Here is a 20,740-nt window from a genome sequence, read left to right as displayed (position 1 = left end):
GCAGGTGGAGCACCGTGTATCAGAGGTTGTGAAAAAGCTGCCCTGCATCAAGTAATAAGAACAGCCAAACAAAAATAGCTCGTCATATTTTTTCGTTTGGTTGGGCTTATTACCGCAGATGCAAGCTTTTGAACACCGTGTATCAAGAGATTGTGACAACTGCGGTATGTTTCAAGTATTAAGATAAAATTTGTGCCTATTGCTTTTCACATTTTTGCATAAATTTGTCTCGACACCTAAAGATTACCTCGTGCATATTTGTCCATGATAAAAAAGCCAGCTACCAATTGCAACAGTCAAATTGTTACCGGAAGCTGGCTTTTTTATTTGTTTGATTTCACTTATCTAAACGCATAGACGATATTTGTGATGCCGAATAACATAAAATAGAACCCAACTAAAAAGCTTAATGTCAACGCAGAAGAAATTGGATTAAACAATAAGAAAATTCCTAATAAAATTCCTAAAATATTGACGATGATCGTAAACCAATAATATCCTTCACTTACTCCTCTTGCCAAGTCAGCAGTAAATAACGCTAAAACTGAATCAGCAATAAACCATACTGCAAAAACAAAAGGTAATGCTGCGACTCCTGCACCAATATTGAATAAGAAAAAGACGCCAACTAGAATATCGATGATCCCGATTATTAAGGGCATCTTTCCTTTATATCCTGTTAGCTCTTTTAATCTGTTACGTACAAATAGTTCAAATATCCCTTTAATAAAGGAAAAAATCGCAAAGACTACTACAATTGCAACTAAATTTCCGACAGGGTCTTGAAATGATAACAATGAGACAAGTACAAATAAAATTCCCAAAATCAATGAGCCCCAGTCGATGGTTCTTTTTTCATCCATTTTCAATCCTTCTTTCATTTCTTTTATAGTTTTATAATACTCCCTTTTATAAATAACGTCAAAAATTATGCTGTTGCAAACTAAAAAATCCTATAGCAGCTATTTCTACTCCTCTTTTATGTTTATTTTCTTCATTCTGTTTCACGTGAAACACAAAGAATGTTCGATTGCCTTGAATCTTTTACCTTTCCCCTATATAATTCTATAAGACTTGTCAAAAACTAATAATGATAAAAGTGAGGAAAAAAATTGATTACTGTAAATGATGTGAGTTTGCACTTTTCAGACCGCAAACTATTTGATGATGTGAATATTAAATTTACCCCCGGAAACTGCTATGGCTTGATTGGTGCAAATGGTGCAGGTAAATCAACGTTCCTTAAAGTGTTATCAGGGGTTCTGCAGCCTTCCACAGGTTCCGTTACTATGGGACCAGATGAACGGATGGCCGTATTGAAACAGAACCATTACGACTATGAAGACTATACTGTACTTGAAACAGTCATCATGGGGCACAAGCGTCTGTATGAAGTGATGAAAGAAAAAGATGCGATTTACATGAAAGAAGATTTCACTGACGAAGATGGTATTCGAGCAGCTGAATTAGAAGGAGAATTTGCTGAGCTTAATGGATGGGAAGCAGAACCAGAAGCAGCTGTTTTACTGCAAGGTCTGAACATCCCTGAAGAATTGCACCATCAGCAAATGAGTGAATTGACTGGCGGACAAAAGGTAAAAGTGTTGTTAGCACAAACACTATTTGGTAAACCTGATGTTCTTTTACTAGACGAACCAACAAACGGTCTGGATATCCAATCGATCAATTGGTTGGAAGAATTTTTAATCAATTTTGAAAATACTGTGATCGTTGTCTCCCATGACCGTCACTTTTTGAACAAAGTATGTACACATATGGCGGATCTGGATTTTGGTAAAATCAAACTTTATGTAGGAAATTATGATTTTTGGTTGGAATCTAGTCAATTAGCGGCTAAACTCCAAGCGAATGCAAATGCCAAAAAAGAAGAACAAATCAAAGAGCTCCAAGAATTCATTGCTCGCTTTAGTGCGAATGCATCAAAATCAAAACAAGCAACTTCACGTAAAAAAATGCTTGAAAAAATTACTTTGGACGATATCCAGCCTTCTTCTAGACGTTACCCATTCGTTGGATTCAAACCTGAACGTGAGATCGGAAACGACTTATTGCAGGTAGAAAATGTAAGTGTAACGATTGATGGAAAGAAAATCTTAAATGATATATCTTTTAACTTAAACAAAGAAGACAAGGTTGCTTTTGTCGCAGAAAATGATATAACAATGACGACGCTATTCAAAGTTATTATGGGTGAAATTACACCAGATACTGGAACAGTACGTTGGGGAGTAACAACAAGTCATTCTTATTTACCAAAGGATACAACGAAAGAATTCGACACGGATCTAACGATTTTAGACTGGTTGCGCCAATATGCAAGTAAAGAAGAAGATGACAACACCTTCTTAAGAAGTTTCTTAGGAAGAATGCTGTTTTCTGGTGAAGAAGTATTGAAACCAGTGAATGTTTTATCTGGTGGAGAGAAAGTCCGTTGTATGCTCTCAAAAATGATGCTTTCGAAAGCTAACGTACTTGTATTAGACGATCCAACGAACCACTTAGACTTAGAATCAATCACCGCATTGAATGATGGCTTGATGGCATTTACTGGCTCGATCCTGTTTGCCTCTCATGACCATCAATTTATCCAAACATTGGCAAACCGGATCATTGCTGTTTCAGATAAAGGTGTGATTGATCGGGCTGATACGACATATGATGAGTTCTTGGAAAACACAGATATTCAAAAACAATTGAATGAGTTATGGGCGTAACGGCCTATTTAGCTTAAAAAACAAAAAAACAGCGACCTCTAAGAGATAAGATGCTCATCTATCTTTTAAGAGTCGCTATTTTGGTTACATTCAAATCCTGGGCTTTTTTACAGAATGAGTTACTGCTTTTATCGACTGATTCCCATCGAAAAAATCGCGATACAGCCATAGCCTGTGTGACTGGCGATCGTTGGTCCTAAGGGATAAAGCTTCACATCTTTCATCTTTATCTGCTCTTCCAAAAGCCGTTTTGCCTTCTCCGCGCTCTCTAGATCCCCAGCGTAAGCCACATAAACGATTTGATCAAGTGGCGCAACGATTGTTTTTACCGTCTCATTGACGATTGTTTGGATCGACTTGTTCCTTCCGCGAACTTTGTCAACATTCGTCAGCCTTCCTTCTTTATCTACCGTAATAATAGGCTTTACACTCAATAGACTGCCCAGAGTAGCACTTGCTTTGGAAATCCTACCGCCTCGTTCTAGATACTTCAAATCGTCTACAGTTACCCATGAATGGACTTTCAAATAATTTTTTTCCAGCCACTCTAAGGTTTCTTCGATACTTTTCCCTTCTTTTTTCAATCTTGCAGCTTCCAACACTAAAAGCCCTTCCCCGATACTTGCAGCTTTTGTATCAAAAACATAGATCTCAGGGTCTTCGTATTCTTCCTTCAGTAATTCAACAGCTTGAAGCGCACTGCTGTAAGAGCCGCTTAATCCACTGGAAAAAGCCACATATAAGACAGGAATCTGTTTTTCCGCATAAGAACGGAAAAATTCTAAATATCGGCCAACATTGATTTGTGATGTCGTAGGCATCGCACCATTTTTCAGCTGATTCATGTAGCGGTCATAATTGAATGTCTTTCCGAGATCATCTACTAACTCTTGATCATTCAATTGGAGATTCATTGATAAAAAATCAATTTTTTCTTCTGCTAATACATGGTATGGCAGATCACAACAAGAATCTGTTACAATTTGATACACATTTTTCAACCCCTTCTCGTTACATTTTACTCTTATCGTCTATTATAGCAAATCTCTTGCGCTAGACACACTTTAACCGGTTTATTTTCGCAAGTTCTAATCAAAATAAGAGGTTGTGACAGAAGTGGTCAGCTTCAAGAAATAAGAAGGAATTTACGAAAATTGCTTCTCAAATTTTTGTGAAATTTCGGCTTATTTCCGTAGAAGCTACTTCTGGAACACCGTTTAGGAGGTTGTGAAAAAGCTGCTCTGCATCAAGCAGTAAGAACAATCAGATAAAAATAGCACTCCATATTTTTCATCTGATTGGGTTTAGTGCCGTAGATGCAAGCTTTTGAACACCGTTTAAGGAAGAGGTCGTGAGCCTGCCGTTTCACTCTGAGTCACAAGGAGCAATTTCAAAAAACAGCTTCTCATGTTTGTTGAATATTGTGACTTGTGGCCGAGGAGTTGGCAGGAGAACACCGTTTATTCAAAAAAAGGGAACTGCGACAAGACTTTTGTCACAGTCCCTTATTCTGAATAAACAGTGTTCAAGAGACAGCCTATCGGCAATAAGGCTAAACGTCTCTTTCACCACTACCTCTTCAAGTGATTATTATCGTATAGATAAACACTTCGACTCGCTCTGGTAAGAACGTCCTGATTCAGTCGTCGTTTTTATCCTTAGATTTGCGCCCAGACGCTTTCTAAGATGTTTGTTTGTGTTCTATCAGGTCCGACAGAAAATGTTGAGATACGTACACCAACAAGCTCTGAGATACGACGTACATAATTACGTGCGTTTTCTGGCAGTTCTGCAAGTGTTTTGCATCCTGTAATGTCTTCTGACCAGCCTGGCAACTCTTCATAGATTGGTTTGCAGCGGTTCAACTCTTTCAAGCTTGCTGGATAGTGGTAGATTAGTTCGCCATCTAATTCATAAGCCATGCAAATTTTTACGGTTTCCAATCCACTTAATACATCGATTGAGTTTAAAGATAGGTTGGTAATACCTGACACCCGTTTAGAATGGCGCATAACTACAGAATCAAACCAGCCGACACGACGAGGACGTCCTGTTGTCGTACCGTATTCTCGTCCTACTTTGCGGATTTGTTCACCTGTTTCATCAAATAGTTCAGTTGGAAATGGACCATCACCGACACGTGACGTATAGGCTTTGCAGACGCCGACGACTTTATTAATTTTTGAAGGTCCTACACCGCTTCCGATTGTAACACCACCGGCTACTGGATTAGAAGAAGTAACAAAAGGATAGGTTCCTTGGTCGATATCCAACATGACTCCTTGCGCCCCTTCAAACAACACGCGTTTACCTGCATCTAAGGCATCATTCAAGATAACCGAAGTATCTGTGACGTATTGTTTGATTTGTTGTCCATATTCATAATATTCTTCAAAAATATCGTCAAAATCAAGTGGTTCTGAATCAAACATTTTTACAAATTGACGGTTTTTATCATCTAGATTCAAACGAAGACGTTCTTCAAAAATTTCTTTATCCAATAAGTCTGCGATGCGGATACCTACACGAGCGGCTTTATCCATATAAGCTGGTCCGATTCCTTTGATCGTTGTACCGATTTTGTTTTCACCTTTCGCATCTTCTTGTAATTGGTCCAATTTGATATGATAAGGCAAGATTACGTGTGCGCGGTCAGAAATACGCAGATTACTTGTTTCTACACCTTTTTCATGTAAATAAGCTAATTCTTTGACCAATGATTTAGGATTGACTACGACGCCGTTTCCAATCACACTGATCTTGTCTTTATAAAAAATCCCAGAAGGAATCAAATGCAGTTTATAAGTCACACCGTTGAATTTGATTGTGTGCCCTGCATTGTCGCCACCTTGGTACCGTGCAATCACTTCAGCATTTTCACTGAGAAAGTCTGTGATTTTTCCTTTCCCTTCATCGCCCCATTGCGTACCTACTACTACTACAGATGACATGTGAACACCTCGTTCTATATTATTTAATCCTGAACCATTGTATCAATAATAGATACATAATTCAAATAAAATCGAATGATTTTTATTTTTATTTTATAAAAACGCTTAAAAAACGAACTTTTATCCTTTTAGAATGATTATTAAAAAAGAGGTCGTGACAGAAGTGGTCAGCTTCAAGAAATAAGAAGGAATTTACGAAAATTGCTTCTCATATTTTTGTGAAATTTCGACTTATTTTCGAAGAAGCTACTTCTGGAACACCGTGAATCAGAGGTTGTGAAAAAGCTGTCCTACATCAAGTCATAAGAACAGCCAAACAAAAATAGCTTCTCCTATTTTTCGTTTGGTTGGACTTATTACCGCAGATGCAAGCTTTTGAATACCGTTTAAGGAAGAGGTTGTGAAATCAGCGTTCTGATCTGAGTATTAGAGAAACAAACGTCAAAATAGTTCCTCATATTTTGCCGTTTGTTGAGCTAATGCCGAGGGTCAGCTGATTGAACACCGTTTATTCGGAAAAAGGGATTGTGACAAGACTTTTGTCACAATCCCTTTGGAGATCTGTTTTAATTAAGTGCTCTAGTCACTCTTGCAGTTACTCGTCGCATCTTATACGAGTGCCCTTGGTCATTGCGCAAGGCTGAACACTGCTTTCACAACCTATTCTTTAAAATTCTTCTCTTGGCGAAAGCGACGAAAATTTATTGTATTCTTTGATAAACAGCAGTTCAACTGTTCCTCGCGCACCGCTTCGGTTCTTCTCGATGATGACTTCGATGACGTTGTCATTTTTTGGCTCATTTCCATCATCGTCATCTCCGCCTTCTCTTTCATAATAATCATCCCGATACAAGAAGGCTACGATGTCCGCATCTTGTTCGATTGATCCGGATTCACGAATATCACTTAGTACTGGACGTTTGTCTTGTCGCTGTTCTACTCCACGAGACAACTGCGAAAGAGCAATGACAGGTACTTTCAGTTCTTTTGCCAGTTTTTTCAGTTGGCGGGAGATATCTGATACTTCTTGTTGACGGTTCTCTTTACCGTTCCCTTCAATCAACTGCAAATAATCGATCAATATCAAGCCTAGGTTGCCTTTTTCTTGCGCTAGTTTCCGACATTTCGCGCGGATCTCAGAGATCTTGATCCCTGGTGTATCATCGATAAAAATATTTGCTCGAGAAAGACTTCCCATCGCAACGATCAGATTCGACCATTCTTCTTCCGAAAGCTGACCTGTACGCAAATGGCTAGCTTCAATCGAACCTTCTGCACAAAGCATCCGATTTACAAGAGATTCCGCCCCCATTTCCAGACTGAATATCGCAACAGAACGATCTGTTTTGGTTCCTACATTTTGAGCAATATTCAATGCGAACGCTGTTTTACCTACCGCTGGACGGGCAGCCAGAATGATTAGTTCTTCGGGCTGGAAACCTGCTGTCATTTTGTCCAGACCTTGATAGCCAGTTGGTAGGCCTGTGATTTCTTCATTGTTTTGAGCTAGTCGATCGATATTTTCAATCGTTGAGTTCAGTACTTCAGCAATGGATAAAAAGCCGCTTCGATTTCTTTTTTCCGAAACCTCCAAGATACTGCGTTCTGCATCATCTAAGATCGTCTGAACTTCTTCTCCTTGCTCGAATCCTTTTGTAACGATCCCTGTTGCTGTCTGAATCAATGTACGCAATAATGATTTTTCTTCAACGATTTTCGCATAGTAGACGATATTTGCTGCTGTCGGAACTGCTAAAGCCAAATCTGATAGGTAACTTAAACCACCGGCATCTTCTAACAAATTTGCTTGTTCTAGCCGGTCTTTAACAGTAACAACGTCAATCGCTTCATTACGATCGTTCAACTCGATCATTGTCTCAAAAATAATTTGATGGCCGCGACGATAAAAGTCTTTTGGCTCTATGTACTCCATGGCATCAATGATCGTTTCTGCATCAAGAAAAACAGAGCCTAGAACCGCTTGTTCAGCTTCAATATTTTGCGGTGGGATTCGATCCTGCCACACTTCATTCATACGTATCGCTCCTTGTCTTCAATTGCTTCATTTTACAAGAAAATGATGGAAAAGTCATCATTCGCATCGAAAGTATCATAAAAAAATAGCTCTCTTTTATTATACTCGTTTTCTTCATGCTATTTTACTGTTCTCAAAAAAGAAACCGAAATCAATCTGAAATCGATATGCAGCTTGTGCTTTTGTTGCTGCAGCTGCTTTTCTCAGATAAATTTCGGTTTGTCTTTTCTCCTTCTGGTTATTCTTACCAGTTGAACATCACTATCAAGACTTGTTATTCTTGTACGACATGAACTTTGATCGTAGCCGTCACCTCATGATGCAACTTCACAGGTACGTTTGTGTAGCCTAGTGAACGGATTGGGTTTTCTAGTTCGATTTTTCGTTTATCTAATTTGATTTTGTATTGTTTGTTTAGCCCTTCAGCAATTTGTTTTGAAGGAATCGATCCAAACAAACGGCTGTCTTCCCCTGCTTTTGCTTTTAACTCGACTACCGTATCTTCTTTTTCCAAGAATTCTTTTAATTTTTTAGCTTCTTCCAAGATTTCAGCTTCGTGTTTTTCTTGGGCTTTCTTCTGTCCAGCTAACTGACTGATACTACTTTTCGTTGCTTCTTTTGCCAAGTTATTTTTGATTAGATAATTTTGTGCATAACCTGCTGGAACTTCTTTGATGTCCCCTTTTTTACCTTTTCCTTTTACGTCTTGTAAAAAAATTACTTTCATTTGGATTACTCCTTATCATATATTTGATTCATATTTTCTTTGATTGCAGCAAAAAGCTTCTGTTTTGTTTCTTCAACTGTCGTATTCTCCAGTTGAGTAGCTGCATTTGTGAAGTGGCCTCCACCACCTAAGGATTCCATGATGATTTGGACATTGATCGTACCGGTACTTCGGGCACTGATTCCAATCAATCCGTCTGTCCGCTTCGTAATGACGAAAGCTGCGTTGATATTGATCATCGAAAGCAGTGTATCTGCTGTTTTTGCCGCTATGACACTATTATACTCTTTTTCATCTGTTCCTGCCGCCACAACAATATCAGAAGTCACATACTCGCTTCCAGCAATCAAATGACTGATTTCCAAGTATGTCGCTAAGTCCGAGCTCAATAAATATTGTACTAAGGATGCGTCTGCTCCACAAGACCTTAAATAGCTAGCAACATCAAAAGTTCGTGCAGTTGTACGAACATTGAAACTATTCGTATCTACAACCATCCCTGCAAGTAATAGTGTGGCCTCAAAGCGATCTAAACGATTCGTTTTGCTACTTTGGTATTGGATCAGCTCAGAAACTAGCTCTGAAGCGGAAGAGGCTGAAGATTCGATATAAGTCAGCAAAGGCTTGCTTGGAAACTCTTCCCCTCGGCGGTGATGATCAATGATTACGATCTTATCAAATTGCTCATATAGGCTCTGAGAGATCGATAGAGAAGGTTTATGATAATCCACCATCACGAGGAGGTCTTCATCTTTTTTCAGCTCTATGGCGCGTTCTGGAGAGATCAATTGCATTTCTAATTCTGGATGTTTATAGATTTCTTCGAGACAACGTTCTACATCTGGAATGATCTCGTTCTCGTTGATAACGATATAAGCCTTTTTCTGGTTGAAGCGTGCAAGACAACTGACACCAAAAGCAGAGCCTAAAGCATCCATATCCGGAAATTTGTGTCCCATGATGAACACATCGCCTGTTTCATCAAAAATCCGGCGCAAAGCAGTACTCATCGCTCGAGAACGGACACGCGTGCGTTTGACATTCTTAGCTGATTTACCGCCATAATAAACAGGTTTCGCACCTTCTTTTACCTCTTTCACGACAACTTGGTCGCCTCCGCGGACTAGAGCAACATCTAAATTGTTCTGAGCTTCTCCACCGATTTCATCGAGGGATCTTGCGCCATAAGCAATCCCCATACTCAAGGTGATAGGCGAGCTCTGTTTTTCAGCTTCTGCTCGAAAGCGGTCCAACAAATCAAATTTTTTATCCATCATCTTTTTCAGATCGATCATCTGCGCGACGAAGAAAAACCGTTCTGCGTTGATTCTTTTGAAAAAGACATGGTATTCATGCATCCAGTCAGAAACTAGTGTAGTGACGAAAGAGTTCAAATAAGAAATCTCTTTGTCATCCAATTTATCAATAGCATCTGCATAGTTATCAATAGATAAAATACCGATCACTGGCTGACTGTTTGCCTGATGAAGTTTCAATAACTGGTTTTGGGTGATATCATTAAAATAAACGACACCCTTTACTGTATCCATATCAAACTGAAATGTTTTATCTGCTAGATAGACTTGGTTTTTCTTTTTTTCTTTTGCAGTAAAAAAAGTATCTAACAATTCTTCCTCTGTTAATCCACTTTGATCTTTGACTTTCAATGCCAAAGGATTGAGCCATTCGATTTTTTGGCTTGATGGCTGATAAGCAATCACTCCTACAGGCATGACTTCTGAGACATAAGCCAGATTGGTTTCGGCTACGGTCGAAGCCTGCTGGATTTTTTCACGTTTATTTAAAATAAGCCAGCGTTTCATTTTCAACCAATAGCGAACGCCCCATAAATTCATCAAAAGAATGACCGAAGCGCTAACAAAACGAAATGGTAAAATTAAGACTACCAATACTTCGATTAGTATAAACAGGATAAGGAAGAGAGGTTTTGGGGATAAATGATTGTTTTTATTTTCCATAATTTTCCTCCCATATATGACTAACTTGATTTTACCATAACTTTCGTCATTCAAGCGACTAAACGAATATCGGTTATTTTTACAGAAAAAAAAGAATTGAATAGCTGATCAAAAGGATCAGTCATTCAATTCCTCGGATTTATTAGTCTTCGCTAACGAAAGGTAGCAAGCCCATGATACGTGCGCGTTTGATTGCAACAGTAATTTTACGTTGGTTTTTAGCGCCTGTACCAGTTACACGACGTGGCAAGATTTTACCGCGTTCTGAAATAAATCTTTTTAGTAATTCGATATCTTTATAATCGATATATTCAATATGGTTAGCAGCAATGTAGTCTACTTTACGACGTTTACGTCCGCCTCTTCTTTGTTGTGCCATTCTATTTCCCTCCTATCAAATTCGTTTAGAATGGTAAATCATCATCTGAAATGTCGATCGTTGAACTTGAGCCGAATGGGTCAGAAGTATCACGGTCGAAATCAGGCATACCGTTGGATGATTGAGATGTTTGATTAGAGTTATTGTTTCCGCCAAATCCTCCAGCTGATTGACCAGAACTTTGGAATCCGCCGCTTTGTTGGCGATTTTCAGATGCAGAACGACTTTCCAGCAATTGGAAGTTGTCAGCTACTACTTCTGTCACGTATACACGTTGTCCTTGCTGATTATCATAAGAACGAGTTTGAATACGTCCAGTAACACCTAAAAGTGTTCCTTTACGAGCATAGTTTGCTAAAGTTTCTGCTGATTTGCGCCAAATCACACAGTTGATAAAATCAGCCTCGCGATTGCCGCTTTGGTTTGTAAAATTACGATTCACAGCCAAAGTAAATGTTGCGATTGCCGTACCGCTTGCTGTGTAACGCAAATCTGGATCTTTCGTCAGACGTCCAACTAATACAACATTATTAATCAAAATAGTCATCTCCTCTCATCGTTTTTCTATTGTTTCACATGAAACAACAATTAAGCTTCTTCTTTAACAATCATGTGACGAATGATGTCGTCGTTGATTTTAGCAAGACGGTCAAATTCATTGACAGCATTTGCTGATGATGGAGAAGATACTTTAACGATGTGATAGATACCTTCACGGTAACCGTTCATTTCATAAGCGAAACGGCGTTTTTCCCAATCTTTTGATTCGATAACTTCTGCTCCGTTATCTTTCAAGATTGCATCGAAACGTTCGATTAAAGCAGTTTTTGCTTCTTCATCAATGTTTGGACGAATAATGTACATGATTTCATATTTCGTGTTTTCCATTGATATTCACCTCCCTGTGGACTTTCGGCTCTTAGGTTCCTAAGAGCAAGGAGAGTTATCTAATTAATTAGACTACTCACAAGCTTTGATTATACACTCTATTTTGGTCAAAAGCAATACAGAATAAACAGTTTCAAATATTTTAAGAGAAATTCAATTAATCAAAAAAGCGAGCAAGGGAACTGTGACAAAAGTCTTGTCGCAGTTCCCTTTTTTCGAATAAACGGTGTTCTCCTGCCAACTCCTCGGTCACAAGTCACAATATTCAACAAACATGAGAAGCCATTTTTTGAAATTGCTCCTTGTGACTCAGAGTGAAACGGCAGGCTCACAACCTCTTTGCTAACTTAAACACTTCATCTTTATGATTATTCTTCTGTTGCTTGCTCTTCAACTGTTTGTTCTGCCGCTTCTGGCTCGACTGCTGCCATTGTGACGACTTTCGTATCAGCTTCCATCTTCATCAAACGTACACCCAATGTTGAACGTCCAGTTTGAGAAACAGTCGATACGTTGAAACGGATAATCACACCTTTATCTGTAATCAGCATGATGTCTTCATTTCCAGAAACAGTGGTCAATCCGGCTAGTGGACCATTTTTTTCAGTGATATTCGCCGTTTTGATTCCTTTACCTCCGCGGCCTTTCACTGGATATTCCGATACTTTGGTCCGTTTTCCGTAACCTTTTTCTGTAATCACTAGTACTTCTTGGTCTTCCTTCATCAGGGCTGCCCCAACGACGTAATCTTCCTCACGCAGACGTATCCCTCTGACGCCGGAAGCTGTACGTCCCATATCGCGGACTGCTTCTTCTTTGAAGGTCACAGAGTAACCGTTATGTGTGCCAATGATGATATTTGACTGTCCGTCTGTCAATAGAACATTGACTAATTCGTCATCTTCTTTCAAACCAATTGCAATCAGGCCATTGCTTCGGATGTTAGCGAAAGCAGTGACAGACGTACGTTTAACTGTACCTTGACGCGTCGTAAAGAAGAGATAGTGGCCTTCTTCTGCTTCTCCCGTCACCGCAATAATTGCTTGGATGCTTTCACTCGAGTCGATACCCAGCAAATTGATGATTGGGATTCCTTTGGCTGTACGCCCGTATTCTGGAATTTCGTATCCTTTTGCCCGATACACTTTTCCGTTATTCGTAAAGAATAACAATGTATCATGGGTAGAACAAGAAACTAGATTCTTGACGAAGTCGTCATTGTGGATACCCATTCCTTGGACACCACGCCCGCCTCTTCGTTGAGCTCTGAATTCATTATTTGCCAAACGTTTGATATAACCATTGTTTGTCAATGTAATAACGATTTCTTCTTCTTCAATCAAATCTTCATCTTCTAGACTTAAGACCTCACCGACTAGTAATTCTGTGCGTCGTTTATCACCAAATCGTTGATTCAAGTCTGCTAATTCATTCTTGATGATTTCTGTGACACGTTCGGGTCTTGCCAGAATGTCAGTCAAATCTTCAATCAGTTTCAATAGTTCTTGATATTCATTTTCGATTTTTTCCCGTTCCAAACCGGTCAATCGACGCAAACGCATATCTAAGATAGCTTGTGATTGGCGATCGGATAAATCGAACCGTTCGATCATTGTTGCTTTTGCTTCGTCATCTGATTTAGACCCGCGGATAATCGCAATGATTTCATCGATATGATCCAAAGCAATACGCAAACCTTCTAAGATGTGTGCTCTTGCTTCTGCTTTTTCTTTTTCAAAGACCGTCCGTCGTGTGATGACTTCGCGTTGATGTTCGATATAATTTTCAAGGATTTGTTTCAAACTTAAAACTTTCGGCACGCCTTTTTCGATTGCCAACATATTGAATCCAAATGAATTCTGCAAGGATGTCAATTTGTATAAGTTATTCAAAATAACTGATGCGCTGGCGTCACGACGAACGTCAATGACAATTCGCATGCCTTCACGGGAAGATTCATCCCGCAAATCCGTAATTCCTTCGATACGCTTGTCTCTGTGCAACTCAGAAATCCGTTCAATCAATTTTGCTTTATTGACTATATAAGGTAATTCCGTCACGAGGATCCGTTCTTTGCCATTTGGCATCTCAGTGATCTCAACTTTTGCACGTACGGTAATAGAACCTTTACCTGTTTCATACGCTCTTCGGATTCCTGATTTTCCCATGACCAAACCACCTGTTGGAAAATCTGGTCCAGGTAATACTTCCATCAATTCATTGGTCGTCACATCAGGATTATCCATCAGCAAATCGATAGCCGCTACTACCTCAGACAAATTATGAGGTGGGATATTCGTTGCCATACCCACGGCGATCCCCGTCGTTCCGTTCACCAAAAGATTAGGGAAGCGAGCAGGTAATACAACGGGTTCTTTTTCTGTGTCATCATAGTTGCTTTGGAAATCAACAGTGTTCTTATTGATATCACGCAGCATTTCTGTAGCGATTTTGCTCATCCGTGCTTCGGTATAACGCATAGCAGCGGCACCGTCACCGTCAACAGAACCAAAGTTTCCATGACCATCCACTAGCATATAACGGTAGCTAAATGGCTGCGCCATCCGTACCATTGACTCATAGATTGCACTATCCCCATGAGGATGGTATTTACCCATGACATCTCCGACGATTCTGGCAGATTTTTTATGGGCTTTATCCGGTGTCACACCTAATTCGTTCATGCCGTATAAAATACGGCGATGAACGGGTTTCAGACCATCTCTGACATCAGGCAGTGCACGTGCGACAATAACACTCATCGCATAATCGATGAAGGAGTCTTTCATTTCGCTGGTTAGATTGACATCATGGATGTTTTCTCTGATTTCTTCACTCATTCTTTTTCCTCCTTCATGATTAAATATCTAAGTTCTTCACGTAATGTGCATTTTCCTCGATGAATGCACGACGAGGTTCTACTCGATCCCCCATCAACATTTCAAATATCTGGTCTGCCGCGATAGCATCATCCACGCTGACGCGGGCCATCATTCGATTACTTGGGTCCATAGTTGTTTCCCATAGTTGATGATCATCCATTTCTCCAAGTCCTTTATACCGCTGAACACTTGGTTTTGGTGAGGCAGGAAGTGAAGCAACGACTTGTTTCAACTCTTCTTCTGCATTCTTTCCTGGTTGTACATACGTGATATTCTTCCCTTGTTTTACCCCGTATAAAGGTGGCTGAGCAATATAGACATAACCAGCTTCAACAATTGGACGCATGTAACGGTAAAAAAGAGTCAGCAACAATGTACGGATATGTGCACCATCGACATCGGCATCAGTCATGATCACTAATTTATGATAACGAGCTTTCGATACATCGAAAGCTTCTCCAAACCCTGTACCCATAGCAGTAAATAAAGACCGGATCTCTTCATTTGCCAAGATCTTGTCCATGCTTGCTTTTTCAACATTCAAGATTTTCCCACGAATAGGCAAGATGGCTTGAAATTCTCGATTACGACCTTGCTTAGCTGATCCGCCGGCCGAATCTCCTTCGACGATGAACAATTCGCATTTTTCAGGATCGTTGCTAGAGCAGTCTGCTAATTTTCCTGGCAGATTACTGATCTCTAAAGCACCTTTACGTCTCGTTACTTCACGCGCACGTTTCGCTGCTAGACGAGCTCTGGAAGCTAATAATCCTTTTTCAACGATTTGACGGCCCACACTTGGATTTTCTAGCAAGAATTTCATGAAATGCTCGCTAAATAACCGATCAGTGACTGTCCGTACTTCGGAATTGCCCAATTTTGTTTTTGTTTGTCCTTCGAATTGAGGGTCAGGATGCTTAATAGAAATAACAGCTGTCAATCCTTCTCGCACGTCTTCACCAGTCAAGTTGTCATCATTTTCTTTCATCAGCTTTTGTTTTCGGGCATAATCATTGATCACCCGAGTTAATGCAGTCTTGAATCCTGATTCATGTGTTCCGCCTTCATACGTATGGATATTGTTGGCAAAACTCATGATATTGGAATGGTAGCCGTCTGTATATTGCATAGAGACTTCAACTGCGATATCTTGCTGCTCACCTTCCAAATATACAGGTTCTGGGAAAATCACGGTTTTGTTTGCATTCAAGTATTCGACGTAACTTTTGATCCCGCCATCGTAATGGTATTCATTGATGACTGGTTCTTCTTCACGTTTGTCCTCAATCGAGATACGTATCCCGCGGTTCAAGAAAGCTAGTTCACGGATACGGGTAGCCAATTTTGAAAAATCAAACTCAGTTGTCTCTGTAAAAATTTCAGGATCTGGCGTAAAGTGAACCGTTGTTCCATGGCGATCCGTTTGTTCAATGATCTTTAAGTCGTCCACTACAGCTCCACGACGATATTCTTGATAGTACACATTTCCTTCTTTGTATACTTTGACATCAAGTTGCGTAGAAAGTGCGTTTACGACGGAAGATCCCACTCCATGAAGACCACCGGAAACTTTGTACCCGCCACCGCCGAATTTTCCTCCAGCATGTAAAACAGTAAAGACCGTTTCAACTGCAGGACGTCCGGTTTTTGCTTGGATATCCACTGGTATCCCCCGTCCATCGTCAATAACAGTGATACTGTTGTCTCTTTCTATAATCACATGGATTTTTGTTGCAAAACCTGCTAATACTTCATCGATCGAATTATCGACGATTTCCCAAACAAGGTGATGCAGACCTTCAGAACTAGTCGAACCGATATACATACCAGGTCGTTTACGAACGGCTTCAAGTCCTTCAAGTACTTGAATCTGACTGGCATCATATTCTTTAGCGCGTTCTACTAAACTTCTTTCTTCTGTCATTCAGTTTCTTCTCCTTTTAGTTTCCCTTGTCGAACATAAAAAATCTCAGGTTCAACAGTCATTTTATTTTTTACATGGTCAAGTGTCGTCGTTGTTAAGAACGTTTGAACTTTTCCTTCGATTGTTTCCAGCAGATGGAGCTGACGATTATCATCCAGCTCGCTCATCACATCATCTAATAATAGGATCGGGTATTCCCCTGTCTCTTCTTTGATCAAATCGATTTCTGCTAATTTGACACTTAGAGCAGTCGTTCTTTGCTGTCCTTGCGATCCATAAGTCTGCACGTTTTTCTGATTAATAAAAAAGGAAAGATCGTCACGATGAGGACCAACTGTCGTCGTTCCCCGAAAAAGGTCTTTCTTTTTATTTTGATTCAAAAGTGCGAGAAATTGTTCTTGGATTTGTTCTTGCGTATGTGTTTCTAAAGAATCGACTGCGGTGAGATACTCGATTTCCAGCTGCTCTTTGTGATGTGTGATTTGCTGATGTAAAGAATTAGCCCAAAACTCCAATCGCTTGATAAACTGTGCTCTTGCTTTCAATACTTTGCTGCCAAACGCTGCTAGTTGTTCGGACAAAATATCCAAATAAAGCAAATCAGTTTGTTTTTTTTCATTCAGTTGCTTCAAGTACTGGTTTCTTTGCTTCAAAATCGCTTGGTATTGGACAAGATCATAAAGATAGATTGGATTGATCTGACCTAATTCCATATCTAAAAATTTCCGCCTGATCTGCGGGCTGCCTTTTACTAACGAAAGATCCTCTGGTGCAAATAAAATGACATTCATTTGTCCCACGTAAGTACTTAACTTTTTTTGTTCGATATGGTTGATCTTGGTTTTTCGGCCTTTTTTAGATAATAAGATTTCTAATGGGAGAGTGGATGAACCTTTTGTGATCTCTCCTTGGATCATTGCCTGATCGTCATTCCAACCAATCAATTCCTGCTCACTACTTGTCCGATGGCTTCGCGTCATAGCCAATACATAGATACTTTCCAAAAGATTCGTTTTTCCCTGCGCATTTTCACCTAAAAAAATGACCAGATTCTTGGAAAATTCGATGTTCAGCTCTTCGTAATTTCGATAATTTTTTAAATACAGCTTATTCAGCCTCATTATCGTCGTTTCCTTTTTTTACCATAAAAAAAGTTCCTACTTCTGGAACTTCAACCATCATACCGGGATAAAGCTTGCGTCCACGACGATTTTCCGGCTCGCCATCGACTAACACAGTGTTTTCTGCCAAATACCATTTTGCTTGTCCGCCACTACCGATAACGGTGGCTTCTTTCAGCATTTGACCCAACGTCATGAATTCCGTATTTAGAATGACTTGTTGTTTCAATGTCCATCCCTCATTTTCATTATTAAAAGTATACTCTATTATACCTTTTTTTCCGCAATAAAACAAATTTATCCATATATTTTTCCATATAAGACGATTTAATCTAAAAAAGGTGATTTAAACAAAAATAAACAGAAAGCCTTAAAAGAGATTTTAGGGCCTTCTGTTTAAATTTTATTTTTTCTAATTCTTTTCAATTAAATTTTCAAGAACATTGAAAATCTTTGTTAATTTGTACGTACAGGAGTGATCAATTGGATAAATTGAACGCCATCTTCCGTTGGTTCCAACGTGAATGGTCGAATAGCGGAAATAAATTTTACCTTGATACTCATATCTCCAAATGCACGCAACGCTGCTTTCATATAATCCGGGTTGAAAGAAATCTCCAATGGATCACCACTGCTTGCTGTATAGCTCAAGCTTTCTTCTACTTTCCCGATTTCTGGAGAATTTCCGTATAAAACAACCGCATCTGGACGGATGGATAAACGAACGATATTGTTGCGGCCTTCATGAGAAAGTAAAGAAGCACGTTCGATTGCTGCTAGAAAGCTAGGAACAGAAAATTCGACCTCTGTATTAAAGCTTGATGGGATCAAACGATTGGTATCAGGATAGTTTCCTTCTAACAAGCGGGAATAGAAATACATTGTTTCTGTTTTGAACAAGACTTGGTTTTCCATAATGCTGATTTCGACGATTTCTTCTTCATTTGTCAGTGAGCGAGACAATTCGATCAAACTTTTCCCAGGAATAACAATATCAAAATGATCAGCCGTTTGTTCTACTGGGATCACGCGTTGACTTAGACGGTGAGAGTCAGTAGCTACAGCCAATAAAGAATGATCAGATAAAATAAAATGCACACCCGTCAAGATCGGACGACTCTCATGCTGCGACACAGCAAAAACTGTTTCGTTGATTAGTTTAGTCAATACGTGTACTGGTAATTTCATCTGGTTGTGGCTTTCGACAACAGGAAGATGAGGATAATTATCTGCATCTAATCCATTCACGATAAAATTCGCTTTTCCAGAAGTGATCGCTACTTGTTTATTTTCTAATACTTCTAAAGTAAATGTTTCTTCAGGAAGTCTTCGAATGATTTCGCTAAAGAAACGAGCTTGTAAAACAATTGATCCGGTAGATTCGATTTGCATATTTGCTTTTTCGTTTTCAACAGACAAAAAAGTTTCAATTGATATATCAGCGTTGCTCCCCGTCAAAGTCAAACCTTCTTGTGTCAGTGTGATTTTTACACCTGTCAAAATAGGGATAGTGGTTTTGCTTGAAATAGCTCGTTGAACAGTTTGCAATTCCTGCATAAAGCTAGCTCGATTTAAAGTAACTTTCATGATGTATCTCCTTTGAATGTTTGTTTATTTATTATTAGTTAAAAAGAATAATAAAAGTAATAGGGCATGTTGATTCTGTGGAAAACTCAAAAAACGCAAGAGAGAAACGAAAAAATAGCTGTGGAAAAAGTGTGTATAACTTTTGCTTGTTTTTTTCTTTTATCCACATGCTATTTTCAGTTGGTAGAATCGACAAATTAATTTAGTAAAAAGTTTTTAATTTCTGATACTTCATTTTGCATGCTGCCACTAGAATCCATCAGCTGCTGGATCTTCTCATGGGCATGGATAACCGTTGTATGATCCTTGCCGCCGAATTCAGCTCCAATTTTTGGTAAAGAATTATCTGTGAGCTCACGTGCCAAGTACATAGCGATTTGTCTAGGAACAACAATAGATTTGACGCGTTTCTTCCCTTTGAGATCTTTCAATTGGATGTGATAATACTTTGCTACTTCTTCTTGAATCTGCAAAATCGACAATTGAGGATGTCCTTTTCCTGATTTCAACGTTTTCAGCGCATCTGCAGCTAGACTAGTCGAAATATCTTCACTATTCATTGCAGCAAAAGCCTGTACTCGTACAAGTGCCCCTTCTAATTCACGAATATTAGAATCAATTTGTCCTGCGATATAGCTCAGCGTGTCATCTGGGATCTCTAGACGTTCAGCTGCTGCTTTTTTACGCAAAATCGCTGTTCTTGTTTCAAGATCCGGTGGCGTAATATCAACAGACAGCCCCCATGCAAAGCGAGAAACAAGGCGTTCTTGTAATTTCGGAATCTCGTTTGGCAACCGATCACTGGTTAGAACGATTTGTTTACCTTCATTGTACAAGGCATTGAAAGTATGGAAAAACTCCTCTTGCGTAGCTTCTTTTTCTGCGAAAAATTGAATATCATCTACTAATAGTAAATCAACATTTCGATATTCTTGACGGAATTCTTCTGCTGTTTTGTTTTGGATCGAATTGATGAAATCATTAGCAAAAGTTTCACTGCTTACATATTTTACTTTGGCATTAGGCTGACTTTGCAGCATTTGATGACCGATGGCATGCATCAAGTGAGTCTTACCAAGTCCTACGCCTCCATAAAAGAAGAGCGGGTTATAAATAGAACCTGGATCTTCTGCTACAACGAGCGCTGCTGCATGAGCCATCTGGTTTCCTTTACCAATGACAAACGTATCAAAGGTATATTTAGGATTCAGCATGGCTTTTTTTAGCGGACTAGGTGCCGCAACTTTTGGTTTTTTCTCTTCTACAACTTCTTCTTGCTCTGCTTCTTCGCCAGTAATAAAGCGAGGGATAATCTCATTTCCTGATAACATATAACCGACTTCAACGATTTTTGTTGCCAGATTTTTTTCCCAATATTCTTTATGAATCTTGCTAGGAACCTCAACAACGAGCTGGTTTTGATCAAGAGTTCGTGGGTTCGCTGTTTCAATCCATGTATTATAGCTAGCAGGCGATAAATCCTTTTGGTATGTTGCTTTTAATTCATTCCATAAAGCATCGAGGGATACCAT

Annotated in this window: 16 protein-coding genes; 1 reads left to right on the top strand and 15 read right to left on the bottom strand. The window is 39.4% G+C overall.

Annotation, left to right across the window (positions count from 1 at the left end):
• Window positions 1-341: 341 nt before the first annotated feature.
• Window positions 342-863 carry an HdeD family acid-resistance protein gene (locus tag MKX69_RS00080; RefSeq protein WP_341008209.1) on the bottom strand — a complete coding sequence of 174 codons (522 nt, stop codon included), beginning with the start codon at window positions 861-863 and terminating at the stop codon, window positions 342-344.
• Window positions 864-1,112: 249 nt separating this feature from the next.
• Between MKX69_RS00080 and MKX69_RS00075 the strand changes: the two genes are divergently transcribed.
• Window positions 1,113-2,735, top strand: a complete 1,623-nt coding sequence (locus tag MKX69_RS00075; RefSeq protein WP_341008207.1) for an ABC-F family ATP-binding cassette domain-containing protein — start codon at window positions 1,113-1,115, stop codon at window positions 2,733-2,735.
• Between the two features lie 128 nt (window positions 2,736-2,863).
• Here MKX69_RS00075 and MKX69_RS00070 read toward each other — a convergent pair whose 3' ends face one another.
• From MKX69_RS00070 to dnaA, 14 genes are all read right to left on the bottom strand, one after another.
• Window positions 2,864-3,727 (bottom strand): DegV family protein, encoded by an 864-nt coding sequence (locus MKX69_RS00070; protein ID WP_002316532.1) that lies wholly within the window; start codon window positions 3,725-3,727, stop codon window positions 2,864-2,866.
• 666 nt (window positions 3,728-4,393) lie between these two features.
• Window positions 4,394-5,686 carry an adenylosuccinate synthase gene (locus MKX69_RS00065; RefSeq protein WP_341008205.1) on the bottom strand — a complete coding sequence of 431 codons (1,293 nt, stop codon included), beginning with the start codon at window positions 5,684-5,686 and terminating at the stop codon, window positions 4,394-4,396.
• Between the two features lie 667 nt (window positions 5,687-6,353).
• The gene (gene dnaB, locus MKX69_RS00060; RefSeq protein ID WP_002288373.1) at window positions 6,354-7,721 is read right to left on the bottom strand and encodes a replicative DNA helicase; all 1,368 of its coding nucleotides are present in this window, start codon (window positions 7,719-7,721) and stop codon (window positions 6,354-6,356) included.
• A gap of 274 nt (window positions 7,722-7,995) precedes the next feature.
• Window positions 7,996-8,448, bottom strand: coding sequence for a 50S ribosomal protein L9 (gene rplI / locus MKX69_RS00055; RefSeq protein WP_002288372.1), 453 nt, complete (start codon window positions 8,446-8,448; stop codon window positions 7,996-7,998).
• A gap of 5 nt (window positions 8,449-8,453) precedes the next feature.
• Window positions 8,454-10,427, bottom strand: a complete 1,974-nt coding sequence (locus tag MKX69_RS00050) for a DHH family phosphoesterase (RefSeq protein ID WP_341008202.1) — start codon at window positions 10,425-10,427, stop codon at window positions 8,454-8,456.
• Between the two features lie 142 nt (window positions 10,428-10,569).
• Entirely contained in the window at window positions 10,570-10,806 is a 237-nt protein-coding gene (gene rpsR / locus MKX69_RS00045) for a 30S ribosomal protein S18 (protein WP_002288370.1), read from the bottom strand.
• A 25-nt stretch (window positions 10,807-10,831) separates the two neighbouring features.
• Complete coding sequence (gene ssb, locus MKX69_RS00040; RefSeq protein WP_341008200.1) at window positions 10,832-11,344, bottom strand: single-stranded DNA-binding protein; 513 nt, start codon at window positions 11,342-11,344, stop codon at window positions 10,832-10,834.
• 50 nt (window positions 11,345-11,394) lie between these two features.
• Window positions 11,395-11,694, bottom strand: coding sequence for a 30S ribosomal protein S6 (rpsF, locus tag MKX69_RS00035; protein ID WP_002288366.1), 300 nt, complete (start codon window positions 11,692-11,694; stop codon window positions 11,395-11,397).
• 368 nt (window positions 11,695-12,062) lie between these two features.
• Window positions 12,063-14,534 carry a DNA gyrase subunit A gene (gene gyrA / locus MKX69_RS00030; RefSeq protein ID WP_341008198.1) on the bottom strand — a complete coding sequence of 824 codons (2,472 nt, stop codon included), beginning with the start codon at window positions 14,532-14,534 and terminating at the stop codon, window positions 12,063-12,065.
• A gap of 19 nt (window positions 14,535-14,553) precedes the next feature.
• On the bottom strand, window positions 14,554-16,500 hold the full coding sequence (gene gyrB, locus MKX69_RS00025) for a DNA topoisomerase (ATP-hydrolyzing) subunit B (RefSeq protein ID WP_341008196.1): 1,947 nt from the start codon (window positions 16,498-16,500) through the stop codon (window positions 14,554-14,556).
• Window positions 16,497-17,621: a DNA replication/repair protein RecF gene (gene recF / locus MKX69_RS00020; protein WP_002293126.1), complete on the bottom strand. Its 1,125-nt coding sequence runs from the start codon at window positions 17,619-17,621 to the stop codon at window positions 16,497-16,499. The genes gyrB and recF overlap by 4 nt, the downstream gene beginning before the upstream one ends.
• Window positions 17,608-17,850, bottom strand: a complete 243-nt coding sequence (yaaA, locus tag MKX69_RS00015; protein ID WP_002293125.1) for a S4 domain-containing protein YaaA — start codon at window positions 17,848-17,850, stop codon at window positions 17,608-17,610. The genes recF and yaaA overlap by 14 nt, the downstream gene beginning before the upstream one ends.
• Before the next feature lie 227 nt (window positions 17,851-18,077).
• Window positions 18,078-19,208 (bottom strand): DNA polymerase III subunit beta, encoded by a 1,131-nt coding sequence (gene dnaN, locus MKX69_RS00010; protein ID WP_002293124.1) that lies wholly within the window; start codon window positions 19,206-19,208, stop codon window positions 18,078-18,080.
• Between the two features lie 197 nt (window positions 19,209-19,405).
• On the bottom strand, window positions 19,406-20,740 hold a 1,335-nt coding region (gene dnaA / locus MKX69_RS00005; RefSeq protein ID WP_341008193.1), incomplete at its 5' end, for a chromosomal replication initiator protein DnaA.

The sequence above is a fragment of the Enterococcus sp. FSL R5-0957 genome (assembly GCF_038008005.1).
Classification (GTDB): Bacteria; Bacillota; Bacilli; order Lactobacillales; family Enterococcaceae; genus Enterococcus_B; species Enterococcus_B faecium.
This window is presented reverse-complemented; position numbering and strand designations above follow the sequence as displayed.